Annotated in this window: 17 protein-coding genes; 2 read left to right on the top strand and 15 right to left on the bottom strand. The window is 38.2% G+C overall.

Annotated elements, in window-relative coordinates; translation table 11 throughout:
• Positions 1-57: 57 nt before the first annotated feature.
• From ACFX4I_RS12025 to ACFX4I_RS11980, 10 genes are all read right to left on the bottom strand, one after another.
• The gene (locus tag ACFX4I_RS12025; protein ID WP_377420829.1) at positions 58-1,032 is read right to left on the bottom strand and encodes an ABC transporter permease; all 975 of its coding nucleotides are present in this window, start codon (positions 1,030-1,032) and stop codon (positions 58-60) included.
• A gap of 15 nt (positions 1,033-1,047) precedes the next feature.
• Complete coding sequence (locus tag ACFX4I_RS12020) at positions 1,048-2,031, bottom strand: ABC transporter permease (RefSeq protein WP_098186552.1); 984 nt, start codon at positions 2,029-2,031, stop codon at positions 1,048-1,050.
• On the bottom strand, positions 2,028-3,575 hold the full coding sequence (locus ACFX4I_RS12015; RefSeq protein ID WP_377420827.1) for a sugar ABC transporter ATP-binding protein: 1,548 nt from the start codon (positions 3,573-3,575) through the stop codon (positions 2,028-2,030). The genes ACFX4I_RS12020 and ACFX4I_RS12015 overlap by 4 nt, the downstream gene beginning before the upstream one ends.
• Before the next feature lie 23 nt (positions 3,576-3,598).
• Positions 3,599-4,570, bottom strand: a complete 972-nt coding sequence (rbsK, locus tag ACFX4I_RS12010) for a ribokinase (protein ID WP_377420825.1) — start codon at positions 4,568-4,570, stop codon at positions 3,599-3,601.
• Positions 4,567-5,256: a ribulose-phosphate 3-epimerase gene (gene rpe, locus ACFX4I_RS12005; RefSeq protein ID WP_048677821.1), complete on the bottom strand. Its 690-nt coding sequence runs from the start codon at positions 5,254-5,256 to the stop codon at positions 4,567-4,569. Before rpe ends, rbsK begins: the two co-directional genes overlap by 4 nt.
• Positions 5,257-5,448: 192 nt before the next feature.
• A complete protein-coding gene (locus ACFX4I_RS12000; protein WP_377420823.1) occupies positions 5,449-7,062 on the bottom strand; it encodes a response regulator in 1,614 nt (537 codons plus the stop codon).
• Positions 7,028-8,899, bottom strand: a complete 1,872-nt coding sequence (locus tag ACFX4I_RS11995) for a cache domain-containing sensor histidine kinase (RefSeq protein ID WP_377420821.1) — start codon at positions 8,897-8,899, stop codon at positions 7,028-7,030. The genes ACFX4I_RS12000 and ACFX4I_RS11995 overlap by 35 nt, the downstream gene beginning before the upstream one ends.
• Entirely contained in the window at positions 8,889-9,926 is a 1,038-nt protein-coding gene (locus ACFX4I_RS11990; protein WP_377420819.1) for an autoinducer 2 ABC transporter substrate-binding protein, read from the bottom strand. Before ACFX4I_RS11990 ends, ACFX4I_RS11995 begins: the two co-directional genes overlap by 11 nt.
• A 1,020-nt stretch (positions 9,927-10,946) precedes the next feature.
• Complete coding sequence (gene rhaA, locus ACFX4I_RS11985) at positions 10,947-12,200, bottom strand: L-rhamnose isomerase (protein ID WP_283932912.1); 1,254 nt, start codon at positions 12,198-12,200, stop codon at positions 10,947-10,949.
• A gap of 183 nt (positions 12,201-12,383) precedes the next feature.
• Positions 12,384-14,453, bottom strand: a complete 2,070-nt coding sequence (locus ACFX4I_RS11980; protein WP_377420817.1) for a bifunctional aldolase/short-chain dehydrogenase — start codon at positions 14,451-14,453, stop codon at positions 12,384-12,386.
• A 712-nt stretch (positions 14,454-15,165) separates the two neighbouring features.
• On the opposite strand from ACFX4I_RS11980, the gene ACFX4I_RS11975 reads away from it, so the two are divergent.
• Positions 15,166-15,924, top strand: coding sequence for a GTP cyclohydrolase II (locus ACFX4I_RS11975; RefSeq protein WP_309519054.1), 759 nt, complete (start codon positions 15,166-15,168; stop codon positions 15,922-15,924).
• An 803-nt stretch (positions 15,925-16,727) separates the two neighbouring features.
• Here the strand turns inward: ACFX4I_RS11975 and ACFX4I_RS11970 are convergent.
• The 4 genes from ACFX4I_RS11970 to ACFX4I_RS11955 all read right to left on the bottom strand — a co-directional run bounded on the left by ACFX4I_RS11970 (position 16,728) and on the right by ACFX4I_RS11955 (position 19,050).
• Entirely contained in the window at positions 16,728-16,955 is a 228-nt protein-coding gene (locus ACFX4I_RS11970; protein ID WP_377420815.1) for a hypothetical protein, read from the bottom strand.
• A gap of 1,003 nt (positions 16,956-17,958) precedes the next feature.
• Entirely contained in the window at positions 17,959-18,342 is a 384-nt protein-coding gene (locus tag ACFX4I_RS11965; protein WP_377420813.1) for a bifunctional UDP-sugar hydrolase/5'-nucleotidase, read from the bottom strand.
• Between the two features lie 56 nt (positions 18,343-18,398).
• Positions 18,399-18,722, bottom strand: a complete 324-nt coding sequence (locus tag ACFX4I_RS11960) for a hypothetical protein (RefSeq protein WP_377420811.1) — start codon at positions 18,720-18,722, stop codon at positions 18,399-18,401.
• A gap of 88 nt (positions 18,723-18,810) precedes the next feature.
• Positions 18,811-19,050 carry an alkaline phosphatase PhoX gene (locus ACFX4I_RS11955; protein WP_377420848.1) on the bottom strand — a complete coding sequence of 80 codons (240 nt, stop codon included), beginning with the start codon at positions 19,048-19,050 and terminating at the stop codon, positions 18,811-18,813.
• Positions 19,051-19,430: 380 nt separating this feature from the next.
• Between ACFX4I_RS11955 and yyaC the strand changes: the two genes are divergently transcribed.
• Complete coding sequence (yyaC, locus tag ACFX4I_RS11950) at positions 19,431-19,964, top strand: spore protease YyaC (RefSeq protein WP_230176480.1); 534 nt, start codon at positions 19,431-19,433, stop codon at positions 19,962-19,964.
• Between the two features lie 90 nt (positions 19,965-20,054).
• On the opposite strand, the gene ACFX4I_RS11945 is transcribed toward yyaC, so the two are convergent.
• Positions 20,055-21,365 (bottom strand): CitMHS family transporter, encoded by a 1,311-nt coding sequence (locus ACFX4I_RS11945; RefSeq protein ID WP_377420846.1) that lies wholly within the window; start codon positions 21,363-21,365, stop codon positions 20,055-20,057.
• Positions 21,366-21,588 lie beyond the last annotated feature (223 nt).

Here is a 21,588-nt window from a genome sequence, read left to right as displayed (position 1 = left end):
TTACAATTTTTCTAATTTTTCACTAAAGTATTTTCAGAGATTACATGGTCATGTAAATTACGCTACAGAGTTTGAAGGAAATTTCTTTTGACTTTTTTCGTCTAATTTCGTTTTCACGAAGTTTATGACCAATACCGTGATTAAAATAACCCCCATCATTACAGTTACGATCGATCGTGGTACACCCATTAAGTTCAATCCACTTGATAACATTTGGAAAATGACCACTGCGTAAACAGTGCCGATAACTTTGCCATAACCACCTTGAATTTCAGTTCCGCCAAGCACGGCTGCCGCTACACTTTGTAATAAATAAGAAGATCCCAGATCCACTTTTGCAGTATTATAACGGGATGTCATAATAATAGAAGCAATTGTGGCAAGAAGTGCCGCATATAAGTAAACCCTCATTAATACCTTGCTATTATTTACACCTGAAAATAATGTGGCGATCGGATTGCTACCCACCATATAAACACTTCTGCCCCATTTGGTTTTTGACAGCAATATAGCTGTTATTATTGCAAATAGTACAAAAATAATGATGGAAAGAGGAACGATCCCCATATAGTAGCCGTTTCCAATTAAGCTATAACCCTCACTGAATCCTGAAATTGAATTTCCTTTCGTAATGCTTAAGATCAAACCTTCAAAAAGCACCATCGTTCCGAGTGTTACCAGTATTGGCGAAACACCGATTTTTGAGATGAGTACGCCGTTAATCAATCCGCAGCTCAGCCCGACTAAAACACCGATTAAGATTGCGCCTAGCATTGGGTATCCGCTGCTTGCCATAAGTGCGATTGTCACGCCAGACAAGGCAGCTGTATACGTAATCGATAGGTCAATCCCTCCAGTTACAATCACCACCATCATTGCTAATGCGATTAAACCAAACTCCGGGAGCTGGAACATCATATTGGTTAAATTATTTGAAGAAAAGAATCCAGGTATTGAAAAACTCATTAACACAAACAAGCCTGCTGTAATTACACCTAAAGTATTTTCTTTTGATATTGAAAGCCGTTTCATTTTTTCACCTCTTTCTTACGCTTCCACTTCAATTTTCGCTAACTTATCTTTTGAGCGCTTATATTGAATGTGGTCGTATGACACAGCCAGTAATATAATCAATCCAGTGAATACTTTTTGCCAGAAGGTATCAATTTTTGCCAAGATAAGTCCATTTTGTACAATGCCTAGCAGAAGAACGCCCAAAACCGTTCCCAAAATGGTACCGCGCCCCCCCATGATGTTCGCACCGCCCAAAACAACGGCTGCTATGACCATCAGCTCCAGACCAAGCATTCCATTAGGATCCACAGCCTTTGTATATGCTGTTTGAGCAATGGCTGCTATTCCTGCAAGAAACCCCATATAGGAGAAAACAAATATTTGAACTTTGTCAAAATTTATCCCAACCCGAATGGCTGAATCTTTATTACCGCCAATCGCCAATACTTCGCGACCGATTAATGTGTATTTCAAAATATACCAAGTAAACAGTGCTACGGCGATAAAAATTAGAATGATGATAGATATACCAAACATCTCAAAACTAGCAAACTTGATGAATACGGTTGGAAAACTGCTGCTGTTCAAATACTGTCCATTCGTAATGTACAACACGAGCCCATTAATGATACTCATCATTCCAAGTGTCACGACAATAGCTGGAATCTGAACCTTTGCAACAAGCAGTCCATTCAGTGCACCTAAACAAACCCCAAGAAATGGCCCAATCAAAAAGAGTAATAGTATAGAGATGGGATGGTCAGGCATGAGCATCATTACTTTTCCAACGATGACACAGACAGCGCTTGTAACAGCGGCCACCGATACGTCAATCCCGCCAGTGATGATTACAAGTGTCATACCCACCGCCAGAATTCCAAGTACAGCATTCCCTTTTAGTACATCCAGCAAATTGTCTACAGTTAAAAAATACGGGCTTAAGAATGTCAATGTAATACATAGAAGCAAAACAATCATTGCGATGCTGATTTCCTTCGACTTCAAAATGGCGTTCATGCACGTACCTCCTCTTTTAGCGGAAGCCCTTTTTTGGAAGGAGATTGAGAACCAAGCAGAGCATAATTCATGATATTTTCCTGTGTCGCTTCTTCTATACCAAGCTCTCCGACTATTCTTCCATGTCTCATGACCAAAATCCGATCACTGACAGCAAGTACTTCTGGAAGCTCTGAAGAAATCACAATAATGCCCATTCCTTCAGCTGCCAGTTCCCTCATTAACTTATGAATTTCTGACTTCGCCCCAATATCAATCCCATTCGTCGGTTCGTCAATAATTAGGATTTGTGGTTTAGTAGAAAGCCACTTGCCGATCACGACTTTCTGTTGATTTCCGCCTGACAGGTCACCAGCTGCCCTTTTAGGCAAAGCGGGTCTAACATCTAGCGTTTTCATATAATGATCAGCCAGCTTAACTTCTTCCTTTCGCTTAATCAATTTGAATTTATTTCTCAATTGTTTCAAAACAGGTAATGAAATATTATTGATTATGGACTGGCGAAGGATGAGTCCTTGCGTTTTTCTGCTTTCTGGAATATATGCAATCCCTTGCTTTACAGCATGTTCAGAAGACTTGATTTTAGTAGAAACCCCATTTATTTTCATACTTCCATCGTAGGGCCTGTTGACCCCGAATATCGCCTGTGCAAGCTCTGTTCTTCCTGATCCGACAAGTCCTGTAATCCCAAGGACTTCTCCAGCTTTCAATTCAAAGGAAATATCTTTAAAGTTACCTTCTTTTGATAAACCATTCAGTTCCAAAAGAGTTTTTCCTGTTTTTCCTTTAACCATATTCTTGTTATATAAAATCTGACGTCCCACCATTAGTGTGATTAATTTATCTTCATCAAGTTCTTCATTTTCATAAGTGCCTACATATTTCCCATCTCGCAATATTGTAAATCGATCGGAAACAGTAAATAACTCTTTTAACTTGTGGCTGACAAAGATTATGGAAATTCCGCGACCCTTTAATTTTTGTATAACTTTATAAAGCTTTTCAACTTCCCCTGCGGATAGGGATGAAGTCGGTTCGTCCATTACAATCAACTTGGAATCAAAAGCGAGGGCTCTGGCGATTTCAATCAGCTGCTGTTGAGCAATGCTTAATTTTTCAACGGGTGTATGAACATCAATCTCAAATTCTAGTTCTTTAAGTGCCCGTTTTGCTGTATCCTCCATCTCCTTCCATCTAATCTTTTTCCATGGTTTTTTGTCACTATCCCGGCCAATATAGATATTTTCAGCTACAGATAGGTTTGAAAATAAACTTAAATCCTGATAAATGATTGAAATGCCTTTTAGCGTAGCATCAATCGGTTTTTGAATTTCGGCTTCTTTTCCTTCAAAGTAAAACTTGGCGCCTGGGTCCGGTCGATAAATGCCAGCTAATATTTTAATGAGCGTTGATTTACCGGCACCATTCTCACCTATTAACGCATGAACTTCTCCTTTTTTCACTTCAAGCTGAACGCTATCCAGTGCTTTTACACCTGGGAAGGTTTTACTGACATTCGTCATTTGCAATAAGAAATCAGACATGTTTCTCTCCTTTCCAACCTTAATCAGTCATAAATTTGATTCAACTTTTGTTTTTTACCATAATAATTAATGTTATTGGTTTCACAAAAATGTTCCACTTCTGCTAGCCTCGGCACACCATCTTGGGCCCCCATTTTCGTTACCTTCATTGCCGCTACAATTGAAGCAAACTCGGCTGCTGATTCGATCGTCTCCCCATCTGCAATGGCACAAGCAAGGGCTCCTGCGAACGAGTCTCCTGCCCCCACTGTATCAACAGCTTTTACAGCAATGGGCTCGATAAAGTTTGTTTCACCGTTTTGATAAACCAATGCTCCTTTATGGCCCAACTTAATAATGCTATTCTCCACGCCAAAATGATTCTCAAAGAAAACACCCGCTTTGCATGCACTTTCCTTCGAGTTGACGTCGATCCCAGTCAACACTTTTGTTTCCTGCCAATTCGGCGTAATCAAATTGGCATACGTCAGTGCTTCAGTCGTTACCCCTTCTGCCGGAGCAGGGTCCAGGATAATAAACATATTTTTTTCTTTAGCCCTTTTCATGGCTTGTAGAACAGCCTCATTAGGAATTTCCATCTGTACAAGTAAAACAGCATAGTCATCACTGATGGTAGAAAAACAAATGTCAATATCACTTCTTGTCAAATATTCATTGGCCCCTTTAATGACAAGCATGGTGTTTTCTGCTGTAGCATCCACTGTAATGACTGCGCATCCAGTTGGATGTTCTGCAATATGTTTCAAGGAGGATATGTTCACGTTATTTTGGAGAAGAGAACGTTCTATTTCATGCCCGAATGCGTCGTCGCCAACCGCACCGATTAGCTTTACTGGTTTTCCAAGTTTAGCGCACGTCGTTGCTTGATTTGCGCCTTTTCCACCACTTAATAGTTTCATATTTTCTCCGAAAATCGTTTCCCCATGCGCTGGATACAGATTAGTGACTGCGACAATATCCATATTAATACTCCCTACCACTACAACCCCTTTCATGCACAACCCTCGTTTTTCATTTTCATTTGCTCTAAGAATGCCCGGAGTTGGCCAACGGCATCTTCCAGTAATACATCGTTTTTAAATAAACAGGACGTCCCGCAAACCAACATGTCGGCTCCATTTTTCAATACACCCGGAATGGTTTCGAACCCAATGTTTCCATCTACCTGTATATCAATTTGGTAGCCTTCCGATTGAATTAATTCTTTTATCTTTTTTATTTTCTTATACATTAGCGGTACAAAGGACTGCCCGGCAAAACCAGGATTCACCGTCATCACCGTTACATAATCGACTACATCCAATACATGTTCAAGCTCTGTGATGGGGGTTGATGGATTTAAGGCTACCCCTGCCTTAATCCCATCATTCTTCAGCTTTTGTAGTGATCTCTGTAAATGGGCAGTTGCCTCTGCATGAATGGAAATCATATCTGCCCCCGACTGAATGAAAAGATCTAAATGGTCTTCCGGTCTTTCAACCATTAAGTGAACATCAAATGGTTTATCCGAGAATTGCCTAATGCGTTTAATTAGATCCGGGCCCATTGTAAAATTAGGAACAAACGATCCATCCATTATATCTAGATGAAAGAAATCAACACCTGCACGGTCTAATCTCATTACTGATTCTTGTAAATTCCCCATATCTGCACACATAAGTGAGGGTCCAATTAAGGTCATATAAACACTCCCGTTCCATTTCGTCTTTTATCAAGAAAGCGTTTTCTTCGTAAAGGAAGCGCTTTCTTTTCTGATACTTTCACTATAAAGGGAATTCGCATAAGCTGGTAGGTGATAAAATTCGGGTAGGGGGGATTTTCTTCGGGACATTTTCAATGTAGACATAAAAAAAAAGCTCCGGAATGGAAGCTTCTACTTTTTCACAAAAAACTCATGAGTATCTCGATATTGAGACGGAAGTTGTCCTGTCCATTGCTTAAACAGCCGACTAAAATATTTGGTATCTTGATAGCCTACTTTTGAAGCGATATCGTAAATCTTTAAATCTGTATGACTTAATAATTCCTTCGCCACTTTTAACCGTTCATTGGTTACATAGTCAAGCACGGTTTCACCTGTCTGATTTTTAAAATACTCACAAAAATAGGTTGAATTTAAATGGACATGATTGGCGATTTTTTTTATTGTGATGTTATCGCCTATATGTTTTAGAATCCATTCTTTTGCCTGGCGTATGGGATCTGTTTGGTCATTTTGAAATGCTGCTTGCTTTTTTAACATATTCATGACCCAGCGCTCCGTCTCCTTTTTTAAATGATTAAAATGTGAAGAATCCTCGGCAATGCTAAATGCTTCCTCAAGTAAAAGCGGAAGCTCTTTAAAACCATCACTTTTAATCCATTTATTAATAATTCTAATAGACAAATAGCGAACCGATTCTTGTATTACGAAAGGGGACGTGACATCTTTCAGTTCGTTAAAAAATTGCCTGAGAGAACGAATGGCAGCTTCTTCACCATGCTCCATCGCCTCCACTGTCTCTTCTGCCCATTTATAGATGGATGGCGGCACTTCAATCACTTTATTATATGATACATGCTTAAGCATTTCAGTTCTGAAAATTTTATTGCCTCCTTGTATCATTCGATATTGCAAGGTAGATCGTAATTCATCTTTAATATTTACTAAAAGGGTAAGGTCATTAAACTCATTCCCAAGGGCAATGGAAACCGTAAAAGGGGTTTGCCGTTGGACAGTTGTTTTTAATGTTATACACAATTGCTCCAAAGCTGTAGGGGTAGTATCCTTAATCAATAACCAACTGGCATGTAGACTATCTTTCCACATCCAATGCGTTGAATGAACATCTAGTAAGTCTGTTATAATTTTTTTTATTACATCATTCCATCTACCCCAATCTTCTGGTGAAAAACTTTGGGTTTTGGCAGATGTATGATCGATTCCAATATGGATCAGGGAATAGGTTCCTTCTGGAAATTGCCGCGTCCATTCAAGTAATGATAAGTCCATTGCATCTTTCCACGTAATTTCCATCAGCAATTGAAGCTGCTTTTCATGGGTTAATATCAAGGCTCTTTCTTCTATTTCTCCTATCTTTTCCCTTTCCTTTCGTGCCTCAATTACTTTTTCCTGCACAGTCTTCAACTGCAGTTTAAACTTTTCTCGATCAATCGGTTTCAATATATAATCGACAGCTCCTTCCCTTAGGGCAGTCTGTACATAGAGAAAATCATCATACCCGCTTATAATGAATGGAAATAGCCTTGGTTTAGTTTTTTTCAAATGTTGAATTAACGTTAACCCGTCCATGACAGGCATTTGTACATCTGTTATTAATACATCAACTTCTTCTACTTGATTGATAATTGCATCGTATGCCTCTTGACCATCGGAGTAAACACCTACAACATGCCACTCTTCCCCACAAGATTGTACTAGTCTTTCTATGCCTCTTCTTATCCTTGGTTCATCATCTACAATGACCGTCCTGACCCTTTGTATCATCTCTGTTCTTCTCCTCTCCTTGAACATACATGGTTACTTGTTGGGCATTTATTTTGGGAAGTCGAATAATCACACTCGTTCCCTTTCCGTATTCGCTATTAATTTGAAGATTATATTGTTCCCCGAACATCATGCCAATTCTTGCATTTACATTGATAATCCCAAAGCCAGAGTCCCGTTTCATCATTGGATCTAAACGTAACTTTTCATTTAATTCAATTAATTTGCTTTCTGTCATCCCTGGTCCGTTATCACTGACTATCAGCAAAAGATATTCCTCACCTGTCTGAGTTTCCTCTTCAGAAATATGTATTTGAATGTCTATTTCCTTTCTTTTTTCCAATCCATATTTAATGGAATTTTCAACGATTGGCTGTAAAACAAACTTGGGTATATAATAATTAACAACATCTGCTCCTTTTTCTATCATAAAATGCAAACGATCTTCAAAACGGAATTGTTGGATGCTTAAATAATCTTCAATGTGCTGAACCTCACTGTTTATAGGAACCAAGCTTTCTTTATTACTGATTGAAAAGCGCATCATTCTACCAAGCAAAGTCACCATCTTCACGACTTCATCGCTCTCTCCTTCTTCCACAGCCATGCCTATGGTTTCCAGCGTATTATACATAAAGTGAGGATTTATTTGAGATTGAAGGGCGTATAATTCAGCTGTTTTTTTTCGCAGTTCAATGTGGTAGTTTTTATGAATCAGCTCTCTTATCTCTGCAAGCATTGATCGAAAACTGTTCGCGAGCATCCCGACTTCATCCTTGGAATGTATAGGTATTTCTACTAATAAATCACCTTTTTCCACCCGCTTCATTATATCTCCTAATTCGTTTAGTGGACGTGTAACGGTCCAGGCAAAAAAGATAGAGATCAATGTAGTAATGAGTGTAAAAAGGATAAAAACGAAAATTGTCACATTTCGGATAACATCCGTTTTTTCTGTCATGTTTTTGATAGGCATGCTATGAACGAGTACCCATGGCAGCTCATTTGATTCACTTATACTGATTAAATTCCGTTTTCCATCGATTTCTGTACGAAAACTACCATTCAGTAATGGGTAATCATGTATCCCTTTTTCCACTGTACCAATTTTTGAATGATCCTTATGATAAATTATCTTCCCCTGCTTATTCATGATCCACATCGTAACATTCTCTTCCTTTTGCAAATCCTGAAGTGATTGCTCAAAAAAGGCTACATCGATGGCTATATAGAGCGTTCCTAAATTTTTTCTATTATCGAAATCAGTAATTGTTTTGACCAGCATAAAATAGGAGGGATCCCCTTCAAACGTTAAATTAGTCTGATTAGGAAGGAGCAACTGCATCTCGCCTAGCAATCCTAGGTCATCTGCATATGGCAAGGAACCATCTTCAAAACCAAAACTGTCATAATGCAGACTTGTACTTGCAAATGTACGATTCTTGGAAACAAGAAACGCCCCCAAAATATGAGATGAATTGTTATTTAAATAGGTTCTTGTCAAATAACTCTTCATGATATATTCATCGTGTAGCAAAATCGATTTTTTTTTTGATTGGCTGTCTCTTAAAATAGCCATAACATCACCGGAATTATAAATTAAATCAGGTAAGGTCTCTAGTTTTTGAATGTCATTTTCAATGTTGCCATTAACCTGTTTGACAAGACGGGGAATATATTCGCCTACTTCTTCTTCTATTGATTTTGTGTATTGCCAGTATGCAATGAACCCAAGGAAGGCCATAGGTAGAACCGTTAATAATGTATAGGTTGTAACTAGTTTTGTCGTTAAACGCAAGTTTTTTATCTGGATCGGCTTTTTTCCTTTAAAAATCATACTGGTTCACATTTCCCTTTTTAAAATCGATGGGCTCTCCCATAATGACCATATCACCGTTGAATTTAATCCTACCTATGTTCTTAATGTTCTGTCCTTCATACGGAAATTCATCATTCAATAAGTTTTTTGCTAGGCTAACAGTCAAGTAACCTAACTTTTGTGGACTCCATAACGTAATGTTCTGGGCAGCCCCTTCCTGTAAATACTCATTCATTAAATTAGGAGTCGATGTACCGACTACGGCAACCTTGCCGATTTTCCCTGCATCTTTCACAGCCTGAGCCGCAGCAGGAGGATTGACCGTTGAAATACCAATAATTCCTTTTAGGTCCGGGTATTTTTTAAATAAATTTTGTGTTACCTTATACGCTTTATGAATATCTTCGTTTGTATATTCCACTTCAACTAGTTTCATAGTTGGATAATATTCTTTTTGTTGGATTTGAATCCAATCAATCCATGTATTAAGATTGGCAGCGGTAGGAGATCCCGTCATAATCGCAAACTCCCCTTTTTCTTCCATTTCAATAGCGAGAGTATCCATTACATGCCTGCCAATTATCTCAGGATCTATCATGTTCACAAAAAAGCTTCTGTATGATGCATTAGTATCAGAATCCCAGGTGATCACCTTGATTCCTTTAAGCTTTGCTTTTTTCAGCACCCTACCTAATTTATATGGATCATTTGCAGATACCGCAATTACGTCCACTTTTTTTTCAATTAATTTTGTTATAATCTCTTCCTGCTTTTCAGAGCTGGGGGTAGGTGGGCCTGTATATATGACCTTAACACCTAAGTCTTTTCCCGCCTCCAACGCCCCCTCCTCTACCGCTTTAAAATAAGGTATTCCGTCAATTTTAGGTATAACAGCTATCGTATACGAATCTTTTTTATTCTCGACAGGTTTTGTATTGACGTCGATACTTTCTTCATCATTGTAAATAATCTCGTATTCTGCAGAATGATCACAGCCGCTTAGTATAAATAAAAACAAAATAAAAAAGATGGGCATCCTTAACATGATTAGCTACCTTCTTTCTTAAATTCTAAACATTAGCACGTATCATGGATATTGTAATAAGGCATGACTTAAGAAGTGCTTTTCTCATCCGGTTACATTCACCGCTGCTTCTTTCTAAGAAAACGGTTTCATAAATGATGGATTTTACAGGGACATATAGAAGAGAATGAGAAAGGCGCTCACTCTTGATGCTAAAATACGATTTTTCCAGTTTCCATCTCGCTTTTTGTGTAAGTTAGTAGTTGAACATAACAGAGAAGGACATGGCTGGACAATAAATTATAGGGAAACCTGAAAGTATATAAAGGTTTCCTATTTTAGTAAAGCAATTAGGGTTATACTATTAAAAATATCTCTATTGTACATTTGAACCCCATCATTTTTTTCTTTTTATTATTGATTTTTACTGTTTTTGAAAGGTTTGTCAATTTAAATTTCACAAACATTTTTAAAATTCAAATAATATTTTTATATAGTTTCACTTGCTCATAGTGTTTCATTTTTAGTTGTATTGGAAAATTACAAAGCAGTCTACGTCATTACATTTTCTATATCCTTTTTTCATAGTGCTTTTATTATCTTAAACTGTAGATTGATACCTTCAATCCAAATCCTCCCCTTTTAGAAAAAGTTACTTTAACGATTCCTCCTCAATCCTCAGTCTAATTTTCAACTGATTAAATCAATTTGGTGCACGAGACTCTCATTCCGGATTTAACACAAATTGACTAGCTTTCATGTCTATTTATTAACGTGCAATCAAAAAAAATATACCCATAGAAAGACCTGTGTCATAGATCGTTATAGGTATATTTTATAAAGGAATTACCTTTCTAATAAGTTTTCCTTTTTAACTATATTAATTTTCTAATTTAAACAAAAACTTTTTTACTTTTTCTCCACTTCTTCGTTATATTTCGGTAATTCCAGACCATTCACTCGGGAAGAATCGATAGACCCCATATTAATTTAGCGGAAATAGTCACACATCGGTTTGCGGATTCAGGACAACCTGTTATTTTAACGCTTTGCTAAAACATCACGTTCATATTCTTTCACTTGCGTCAGCCATCTTTCCTTTACCGGCACATTCATTTTTTCACAATAATAATCCCAAATTGCACCAAATGGATAGGTTTTAAATTCCTCCATTAATGCCAGTCGCTCAGTAAAATCGCCTTTTTCTTGCAGTTCTTTCAAATGATCGTTCGGTACAAGTAAGGCATATAAGAGGGCCTTAATCATATTACGCGTACCAATCGTCCAGGCAGCAACACGGTTGATGCTGGCATCAAAGAAATCAAGACCAATGATCACCTGGTTTAATGCATCATTGCGAACAATTTCAAGCGCAATTTCACGAAGCTCATCGTCTAAAATTACGACGTGGTCACTGTCCCATCGAACCGGGCGCGAAACATGAAGTGCTAGTTTATCACTGTATAATAGCATCGAAGAAATTTTGTTCGATACAGTTTCAGTCGGATGATAATGACCTGTATCCACTAAGCAAATCTTGTTATTTTTCAGTGCGTAGCCAAGGTAGAATTCATGCGATCCTACGACATATGACTCGGAGCCAATACCGAATACTTTACTTTCCACAGCATCCCAATTACATGTTTCATCCACTTCTGCTGTAAAAATTCGATCAAGGGATTCTTTTAATCTCTTTCTCGGTGTCAAACGGTCGCTTGGAATATCTTTGTAGCCGTCTGGAATCCATATATTTGTTAAGCAGGGATTGCCTAGTTCACGGCCAAAGTACTCTCCGATTTTTCGGCTGGCGATGCAATGATCAATCCAGAATTCACGAATTTCTTCATTTGGATGAGAAAGTGTCAAGCCGTCTGCTGCTTTTTCATGGGAAAATAGTGTCGGGTTAAAATCCAAACCAAGACCGTTTTCTTTAGCCCAATTCAACCAGTTTTCGAAGTGCTTTGGCTCAAGCTGATCGCGTTCGACTGCTTCTCCATTTGTTTCCGCATAAATGGCATGCAAATTGACCCGATGTTTCCCCGGAATAAGAGATAGCGCTTTTTTAAGATCCATGCGCAGCTCTTCCGGCGTAGTGGCTTTTCCTGGATAATTTCCCGTTATATCAATACCGCCAGATAATTCACTTTTGTTCACTTCAAATCCACCAATATCATCACCCTGCCAGCAATGAATCGAAATGGGCACTTTTTTCAGTGTCTCGAGTGCCGCATCAACATCAATTCCCCAATTCGCATACGCTTGTTTCGCTGTTTCGTACTGTTCTTTAATTGTCATATCGTCCCATCCTTTTAACGGATTGAATTGATTACACCATGATTCCTACTACCTTTTCACATATTCTTCACTTATCATAATGGGCAGTACATACTTAATCTATTATTTTTGGATAGATTGATTCCACCTATGACAAACCCTCCACTTAAAGCAACAAAATCCAAGAAAACAGGCAAAACCTATTCAGCGATTAAAAGCTCCAGGTACACCGCCGTCTACAGTGACCATGCAACCCGTTGTTTTGTCTGCTTTTGATGAAGCGAAAAACGCTATGGACTCAGCAATGTCTTCCGGGAATATGTTTACTAGCAATGTCGTACGTTTTTTGTAATGATCTTCAAGCTGGTCTGGTTCTATTCCGTATGCAGCGGCACGCTCTTGACGCCAACCCGATCCCCAAATGGAAGATCCTTGTAATACGGCGTCTGGCAAAACAGAATTAACACGGATTCCGAAATCCCCGCCTTCCACTGCAATGCATCGTGCTAGATGTGTTTCAAGTGCTTTGACTGAACTGTAAGCAGAAGCATTTTTTCCAGCGTAAACAGAGTTTTTCGATCCCACAAATACCATATTTCCTCCTGTTCCCTGTTGTTTCATTTGCTTAAAAGCTTCACGTGCTACAAGGAAATAGCCTGTCCCCAGTACATTCATGTTTAGGTTCCATTCTTTTAAGGTTGTTTCATCAAACGGGCTGGATGTGGCAAGGCCGGCATTGTTGACGATAATATCAATTCCCCCAAATGTAAGAGCTGATTTCTCAAAGGCATCCTGTACCTCCTCTTCACTGGTAACATCCATTTTAAAAGCTGCAGCACGTATCTCTCCGTATTCTTTATTGATTTCATCCGCAACTTTTTCAGCACCTTCAATATTTAAATCAGCTAGAACTACATGGGCACCTTCAGAAACTAAACGCCGTGCTGTTGCGCTGCCAATACCGCCCGCACCGCCTGTAATAAAGGCTACTTTGCGTGAGAACTCCGCTTCTGCCGGCGAAAGAGACAATTTATAAAGCTCAAGTGGCCAGTATTCAACGTTATATGACTCATTTTCACTGAGAGATACGAACTCGCCAAGTGCTGTTGCCCCTTTCATAACCGCAATCGCTCGATGGTAAAGTGCTCCACTCACGTTAGCCATGGCTACGTTTCTGCCTGTGTTGACCATTCCGACACCGGGAATCAAAATAACTCGTGGTGCCGCCTCAAACATCACATCGCCTTCGTTTTTATTGCGCTCGAAGTATTGCTTATATTCTTCCTTATATTGTTGAATACCCGTTTTAACTTTTTCCACCAAGGATTCAGTCCGTTCATTTTGAGGATCCCAGTTAATGAAAAGCGGCTTCATTTTTGTATGTACAAGGTGATCCGGGCAAGCGGCACCGACTTGTGATAAGGCTGCCGCATTTTTGCTATTCAAAAATTGCAGGACATCATCTGCATCGTCAAAGGTTAAAAGCATTTTTTTCTCCTCGCCCACAGCACCGCGGATAACCGGCATAATCGAAGCAAGTACCTTTTTGCGCTCTGCTTCAGGTAAAGAGTCAAATGCCTGTCCACCAAATGCAGCTTCTTCATGCTGGCGGCTTTTAATAAACTCTTCTGCTTCCGTTATGATCGAAATGGTTTTTTCATAGGCTTCTTTCGATGTTTCACCCCAAGTAACCAATCCGTGTTTTTCCATTAAAACAAGCTCGGCTTGCGGGTTATTTTTCACACCTTTTGCGATCATTTTAGACAAAGTGAAGCCAGGGCGCTCATATGGTACCCAGACAAAACGATCACCGAAAATTTCATTGGCGACTTCTTTTCCATTGTCTGCACAGCAAAGACTAATAATTGCATCTGGATGTGTGTGGTCAACATGTTTAAAGGGAAGGAAGGCATGAAGTAAAGTTTCAATCGACATACGTGGATGCTTACTGTCGATCATGCAGTGTGACAAATATTCAACCATATCTTTATCAGGCATTGCATCACGCTCGATTAAAGGGTGAATATCCGCTAGATTCAAACCTGTGAAATTGCCCGCTTTCATTGTAGCAAGGTCGGAACCGCTTCCTTTTACCCACATGACTTCAATTTCCCGGCCACGAAAATCCTTTTCCATTGTTTTCATGGATGTATTGCCCCCGCCCCAGTTGCAGACGGCTCGATCTGTACCGATTAAATTAGACCGATATACCAGTTCTTCTACTCCAGATGTTACTTTTGACGCTTCTTTATCATTCCATAAATTATTAACCATTTTGTTTTACCCCCGTTTATCTTTATTTGCGTTTGTTTTATTGTATAACACTTTTGTTTTCATTTGAAGAAGTTTTTTTAATTGTTTCCAATTTTACGAAAACAAGGAAAATCGTTGAGCGTGAAAGACAATGGATGTATCCGCATTTTCAACAATCCAAATCATTCTGCAAGGTAATATCATCTAAAAAATCACCATTTTCCTTAGATGAAGTCTGTAAAATAAACGTAAATACAACAAATGACCATGAATGTAAACACCATGTCCCTTCCATCTTAGAAAAAGAAAGATGCAAAACTTCCCAAAGACTTCGCAGGACATTTCCTACGGAAAGACTGCATTTTCACGGGTAAACAGGCAGCTAGATAAACTTCTTTCTAATCCAAATACCATCGATGCAATAATGCTTCTCAATCCTTTTTACTGAAATTAAGAGATACAGTGTTTTTAATCGAATTCCATTTGAAAAATCGGTGCTGTGGTTTTATTGAGGTTTTATTGAGGTTATATGAGTTACTGTTCAAATAAGAAATGGTCATGGGCTTTCACACCAAAAATGGGGTTAACCTTTTGATATTGTCTTTCGTTTTAGTACATTTGGAGCTTTTTTTTCTATTTAAAATCAAAGATTCACAAAAGAGTGGATTGGGTACAATATGAAATGAACTAGTAAACGTTATCGTAGTATTAGAAGTTTCGGGAGGAAGTTTATATGATTAATGAAAAAGTGGCTTTAATATTAGAAGATAAAATTAACGTTATTAAAAGTGATGAAACATCCATTTATTTAGTCGGCCCCATCAAATTACCCGTTAACTTAGAGGGAGAAACAATTATATTCCAATGGTATTGCTGGTTACGATGTGAGAATATGGCAGGTCATTTTTGTGGTGACGGCACTTATAATTTAGAAAAGATCATTGAAACTTTAGCCTCTTCCAACTTAGCGGAAATGCAGCAATCAAGTGTGTTACTGTATGGAGATTTCCAACATTCAGCTGAAGCCCTTATCCGGATGCATAGTATTTGTCATACTGGCGATATATTTGGCAGCAAACGCTGTGATTGTGGATTTCAATTAAAGCATGCTATGAAAATGATTGCGACTCAAGGATCCGGTGCTTTATTTTATTTAGCGAATCACGAAGGAAGAGGCATCGGATTATTTAGTAAAGCCATGGCTTATGTTCTGCAAGAAAAAGGATTGGATACGGTTGAAGCGAATTTGGAGCTTGGATTTGTGGATGATGCACGTAACTATGATGACGCCATTCGGGTGTTAAAAAAACTGCGCTCTAATCCAGTGACCCTTATCACCAACAATCCGAGAAAATTAGAAGCCCTTCAAAACTCAGGTGCCAATGTTGCAGGCAGAGTTCCGTTATGGGGAGATATTTCCGAGTTTAATGAAAAATATTTAAAAACTAAAGTGGTACGTTCCGGTCATTTAAAAGATAGTAAAAATGAATGACTGATTGTTTTATATGAAATTGTTTATACCCCTGAATAGGATTGAATTTTTGGAATAATCGTGGGATTTCTAGAATCGATGAATGTATTATCCTGTAAATATGCTTTTAAAAATCATTTGTCATGGAAATCAAATGTGTTATTAAAAGATTATTTGATAAAAAGGTAAAAAAGATTTCGATTCGACCAAACTATTTGTTGAAAAAAGGAATTTATTCCAAAAAACATATTCAATACTGAGTTTCTCACAATGTCATTCAATACAATTGCAGATTTTTGGATGAATAAAAAAAAGAGGGAATATCCCCCCTCTTTCTATATCATATGATGACCTTATCTTCATTATTTGCTTATGCTGCTCGATTCGTTTTGCAAAACACTATCATTCTTCCCGATGATATGGTCAAGCAGCATAACAATTAAACCGCAGCGACAATAGATATTATCTATTCCTAATGGATTACCGATAAGATACCAGACAGTTCGTAACTACTGCAAAGAGCATTCCCAATACTGCTCCTCGGCCACTGCTATATCTCGGGAAATAAATCATCAAAACAACAAAGACGGCTAGAGTGCTTCTTAATGCCATAGCAAAGGAGACCATGCTTAGTATATCTGGAGCAATAATCGCAAATGGAATGGGAATCAGCCCTATAACAATTGTGGCAGTCCTGGCAAATCGCAGTGATTTCTTGTCATTATTTCTTTATTAAAAATTGGATCGTAGAAATCTTTTAATAGAAGAGCAGCTGTAGTTAAATTACCAAAAAAATCCTTGATGTTTTTCCTAACCCTTCTCAGTTAATCTTGGATTTTTCCATTAATTACAACACACTTGCCATTTGTAGGTTGCTTTATCATCCTTCCATCCTTGATGTATACAATGTAAGTATTATTGACTTTAGCATCTAATCTTGCTAGGTCTCCCATTCCTGCTATGATATTTTTAACTGCTTCCCTCTTCAGGTTATTCATAACTTGCTTTTTCCATTGTTCCCGTTTGTTTTTTTGTATATTTTCATCAACCATCAGGATCCCATCCTTCTTGTTTGATTTATGTCTTTTCAATAATAGTGTATTATTTTTTTATCATCTTGTTACCCGTATGCTTTTCCTTATTAAGTTCTTTTATTTATAACATCACAGGTTACCGTAAAATGAAAACACATACGAGTATAAGGGATATAAATAAAATGGCTCGCGCTAGGATAACAAGAAAATACATAAAAACAGGATGCAACCGAACGTTGCACCCTGCCTGAAAAAGGGGTTTGCTTCATTTCGAATCAGCATAAATTCTCTGCGATAAACACCTCATCTACATTAGAGTAAGAACTGGTATCTGACTAGAGTTTACTATCCAAAGCAACCATCCCCTATATCTTAAAAGTTTCATCAACTTTCAAAGCATAAATGACAATTATTGAATGAGTTTTCTGCTTTTACGTGCAAGAGAACCATCTCCTTGCTCGAATCGATTTTTTAATGAAGCTACCTGTAGTTAAGTTAAACGTCTTTAACTAACACCTCATTTACTATATGATGTGAATCATACGTAATCAGTAGCCCCTTCTTCTTTATTTATAATGACCATCAGCCGCAAAAAAATAACTGGTTGTTTATGGATTTCGAGAATTGTTTAAAATCAATTTATAGCTATATAATGAAAAACTCATTAGTACTCTTTCTAACGAATTTCAACAAACAAAAAAGGTACTTAATGGTAAGTAAAAATCTTCGCAATCTCATCTTCGCAATCTCAATGACATAAAAATGTTTTGTTCCCTAACTATTCTTTTTAGCACATTAATTAGTGGTATTAAAGCTAAACTAAACAGACAAACTCTACACAATCTCGACTCTCGTCAGTTGAAATGGCGGGAAATGAGCAAAAATAAAAAGGCCGAAAGTAAGTTAGTTTTCACCGACTTTCTGGACAGGCCCCTTGCAGTCTTTACTTTATCATTAATATAGTAAGGACAAAGCGAATAACCTCGCTTTGTCCATCCCTCATAGCACTATGAAGAGTTGATTATTGCGCTTTCAAATTTGTAACGTCGTAGAGGAATCCATTGGATTCGACCAAAGTCATTTTGGCGTCAACGACTTCAAAAGTCAAATTTAGGCGGTCTAAATAATGTTCTTGTTCTCCGCCAGCTTGAGTAATTGGCACCATCACCTCTCCGTTGAATTCGTATTCGGGAGTTTCGATGACCTTGTGTGTATCTGCGCCGATTACCGCTGAAACTCCTGGAACCTGAGCCAACTTGTGGTCTTCAGTGTTTCCGGCATGCGAAAGGACAATATTAATGTCAGACTTTTCACTTACTTCAGGAAGCAACTCATTCAACGATTCAACCGGTTCGATGAAATCGAGGTCTGCAACATCATTCCAACCGCGAATTTCCGGCTTCATCAAAGTAAGGCCGATCATGCCGACTTTAAAATTGAAAGTGAAACTCTTCCAAGGTTTTACATTCTGAATGTGCTCAACTCTCCTTGACCCGCCTGAAACTCGCCACGCAGGAAGACATCCCCGCCATCGACGAGAAGCACATTCTCCTCTTCATTGCGCACATTTTCAATGATGGTGGCATACTTCGCAATAGAATTGTGATGAAGGGTTCCATCATCCAGATGACCATGAAAGTCATTCGTCTGGAGAATGGTGAGTTTAAACTTCTCTCCCTCCTTGAGCTTTTCCTCCGCATCTGCCGTAACGGCATTTGCGACAAAAGCGGCAGCCATCGCCAGCGAAAAGCAGCCCGTCAAAAATATCTTTCCCATTTTTTTCATACTATTTCCTCCAAGCAAATTGCTCTATTAAATTGTAAAACATGTTATTTAGTTTCCGGTCTTTTCGGATTTCTCAAGACCTACTAGTTTATTTATTTTGTCCAACGATTAATGTGGTTGTGCCGCCGGCAGCACCAGCACTCCAAGGTTTTTTTCCGTTTACAGGGTAATCCGAATTTGTCCCATTTTCATGGTTTCTTACAAGAATGGTTGTACCCTTCTCCCCTTTATAGGCAGCCATTCCATCGTGGGCAGAAGGGACAAGGTCACCATTAGGCATGACATCACCAGTTCGTGAAAGCATTTTGTAATGAAATCCCCTTGGCAGATAAGGATTTTGTCATAAAAAGACTGATGCAGAATATTAAAGCTTATTAATAGTTTGTAAATATAAGAGATACACTATGACAAACTAGTTAACCCGATTAATTCTACCCAAATCTAATAAAATTTTTGAAAGGGGTATCGGTTAAAGACATGCTATATAATTGATCTAGAAATATTCTAGTTGTAAACCTACTCCCACTTACTCGCATGTTTTGAATTACTGCCATTTTTCAGAATGTTAAATACTAATAATTTAAAAATATCCATCAGTCTCAAGCATATGCTCATATTTACATGCATGATATCTATTTAATTCGTATAATAGAATAAATAGGAATCAAAGTGAGTCTAATTTACAAAAAGAGGGAGCAGATTTGTTCTGTGGAACCAAAAGGCGAAGAAATAAACAGTTTAGCATTAAAAGTCAAAGAGATTATTCAATCTTCAGGATGTCAAAATGAAGATGTAATCTTTCTGTGCATTGGTTCAGATCGATCGGTTGGGGATTCATTGGGCCCTTTAGTCGGGACGATGCTAAAAGAACACACGGTGCCTTATCGTGTTTACGGTACCTTGGAAAATCCCGTTCATGCATTTAATTTAAAAGAAACGTTGAAAGAAATAAAAAAACAATTCAAAAGGCCTCTTATTTTTAGTGTGGATGCTTGTTTAGGGGATCAAAACCAGGTCGGTTATGTTTTCTTAAAGGATGGACCTCTTGTCCCAGGGAAAGCTTTAAAAAAAGTATTACCTGAAGTGGGAGACTATCATATTATAGGAATGGTAAATTATATAGATCCGCTCCCTACGATGCAATTTTTAAATGATACTCGTCTATACACGGTTATGAATTTGGCGAATAAAATCGTAAAAATCATTACTCAAGCGACCGGCGAGACTTCTAGACCTTATTAAAAGAATGGGCTGTCCCAAAAACCACTAATAATAATTGGTTTTGGCACAGCCCTAATTTTTTAAGTTCGGGAATTTATTTGATAACGTTACTTAAATAATAGCCCCTGTCAAGATAGCAGTAATAATAAGGACTAATGAACAAATTAGAGCCCATTTAAATGCATACCGCTGTAGTTCCCCGATATCTGTCTTTACCATCCCTACCAGTAAAAGAGTCGAGGCCACGAGTGGACTTAAGAAATGTACAGGCTGCCCCAGTACGGAAGCTCTGGCAATTTCTAAAGGACTCACCCCATAAGCTTCTCCTGCTTCGGCAAGAATTGGCAAAACACCAAAGTAGTAAGCATCATTTGATAAAACGAACGTAAATGGCATACTTGTGAATGCAACGACCATCGGTAAAAAAGAGCCTAAAGAATCCGGAATGATGGCCACTAATGAATTTGCAATGGCGTCTACCATTTTCGTTCCGGAAAAGATCCCTGTGAAAATACCAGCCGCAAATACTAATGTGACAACGGTTATAGCGTTTCCTGCATGTGACCCGATTCGCTCTTTTTGCTGTTCTAAATTAGGGTAATTAATGATCGAAGCAAGAACAAACCCGATTAGAAACAACACCGGTACCGGTACTAAGCCCATTACAAGTACGACCATGACTGTGAGCGTCAACAAAAGATTGACCCATATTAATTTAGGGCGCTTTAAATCGTCTTGTATGGCGGAAGCCACCGCTGCTTCAGCAAGAGCCCCTTTCATTTCAGGTGCAGATTTGATATAAACAACGCCAAGCCTTTTGCGCTCTTTTTTACCAAGTACATAAGCGGTAAAAAGAATAGCTGCTATTCCTGAGAATAGAGTTGGGATAATCGGGACAAAGAATTCATTTGCATCCAGACCTAATGATGCTATTGCTCTAGTTGCAGGTCCTCCCCAAGGAGTCATACCACTCATAATACTGACAGCCAGCATAGAAATAGTGGCAAGAATAAGTGGATTCATACCAAGTCGTAAGTAAAGGGGCAGCATGGCGGAAATCGTAATCATATGAGTCGTGGTACCATCACCATCTAAGGCAACGGTCATTGCGATTACTGCTGTTCCTACCGCTATTTTAACCGGATCCCCTTTTACGATTTTTAACATGGTTTTAATAAGTGGATCAAATAATCCAGCGTCAATCAGAACTCCGAAAAACAAAATAGCGAACAATAGCAAAGCGGCTGAAGGTGCGACAACCTTTATTCCATCGAGCATCATATCTCCGAGCTCTGGACCAAATCCGCCAATTAATGCGAAGATAATTGGAATGACTACAAGAGAATTAACAGGTGATAAACGTTTAGACATGATTAAATAAGTAAAGACAACGACCATTGAAATTCCAAGTAACGTAAGAATATTAATCCCTCCTATTAAAGAAACCGCTTACAAATCAGACGAGAAGTTTGAATAACTAAAAAATATTACATATTATTTCTGTTTCCCTGTTGCTTTATTTTCTATTTTTAGAATAGTTCATATCATCAAATAAGTGAAATACATATTTTTTGTACTTTTTCGAAAAAAAAACTTATAATCCATTTTATATTAAATTAAGAAATCCAAAAAGCACAATGAAATT

This window comes from Peribacillus sp. YIM B13472 (assembly GCF_042788005.1).
GTDB classification, from domain to species: domain Bacteria; phylum Bacillota; class Bacilli; order Bacillales; family DSM-1321; genus Peribacillus; species Peribacillus simplex_E.
The sequence above is the reverse complement of the archived record's forward strand: the minus strand, read 5'-3'. Positions and strand labels throughout refer to the sequence as shown.

What these genes read in the sequence shown, in the direction of transcription:
- ACFX4I_RS12025 (WP_377420829.1), bottom strand. Translation starts at nt 1,032, where the DNA reads ATGAAACGGCTTTCAATATCAAAAGAAAATACTTTAGGTGTAATTACA.
- ACFX4I_RS12020 (WP_098186552.1), bottom strand. Translation starts at nt 2,031, where the DNA reads ATGAACGCCATTTTGAAGTCGAAGGAAATCAGCATCGCAATGATTGTT.
- ACFX4I_RS12015 (WP_377420827.1), bottom strand. Translation starts at nt 3,575, where the DNA reads ATGTCTGATTTCTTATTGCAAATGACGAATGTCAGTAAAACCTTCCCA.
- rbsK (WP_377420825.1), bottom strand. Translation starts at nt 4,570, where the DNA reads ATGAAAGGGGTTGTAGTGGTAGGGAGTATTAATATGGATATTGTCGCA.
- rpe (WP_048677821.1), bottom strand. Translation starts at nt 5,256, where the DNA reads ATGACCTTAATTGGACCCTCACTTATGTGTGCAGATATGGGGAATTTA.
- ACFX4I_RS12000 (WP_377420823.1), bottom strand. Translation starts at nt 7,062, where the DNA reads ATGATACAAAGGGTCAGGACGGTCATTGTAGATGATGAACCAAGGATA.
- ACFX4I_RS11995 (WP_377420821.1), bottom strand. Translation starts at nt 8,899, where the DNA reads ATGATTTTTAAAGGAAAAAAGCCGATCCAGATAAAAAACTTGCGTTTA.
- ACFX4I_RS11990 (WP_377420819.1), bottom strand. Translation starts at nt 9,926, where the DNA reads ATGTTAAGGATGCCCATCTTTTTTATTTTGTTTTTATTTATACTAAGC.
- rhaA (WP_283932912.1), bottom strand. Translation starts at nt 12,200, where the DNA reads ATGACAATTAAAGAACAGTACGAAACAGCGAAACAAGCGTATGCGAAT.
- ACFX4I_RS11980 (WP_377420817.1), bottom strand. Translation starts at nt 14,453, where the DNA reads ATGGTTAATAATTTATGGAATGATAAAGAAGCGTCAAAAGTAACATCT.
- ACFX4I_RS11975 (WP_309519054.1), top strand. Translation starts at nt 15,166, where the DNA reads ATGATTAATGAAAAAGTGGCTTTAATATTAGAAGATAAAATTAACGTT.
- ACFX4I_RS11970 (WP_377420815.1), bottom strand. Translation starts at nt 16,955, where the DNA reads ATGGTTGATGAAAATATACAAAAAAACAAACGGGAACAATGGAAAAAG.
- ACFX4I_RS11965 (WP_377420813.1), bottom strand. Translation starts at nt 18,342, where the DNA reads ATGAAGCCGGAAATTCGCGGTTGGAATGATGTTGCAGACCTCGATTTC.
- ACFX4I_RS11960 (WP_377420811.1), bottom strand. Translation starts at nt 18,722, where the DNA reads ATGAAAAAAATGGGAAAGATATTTTTGACGGGCTGCTTTTCGCTGGCG.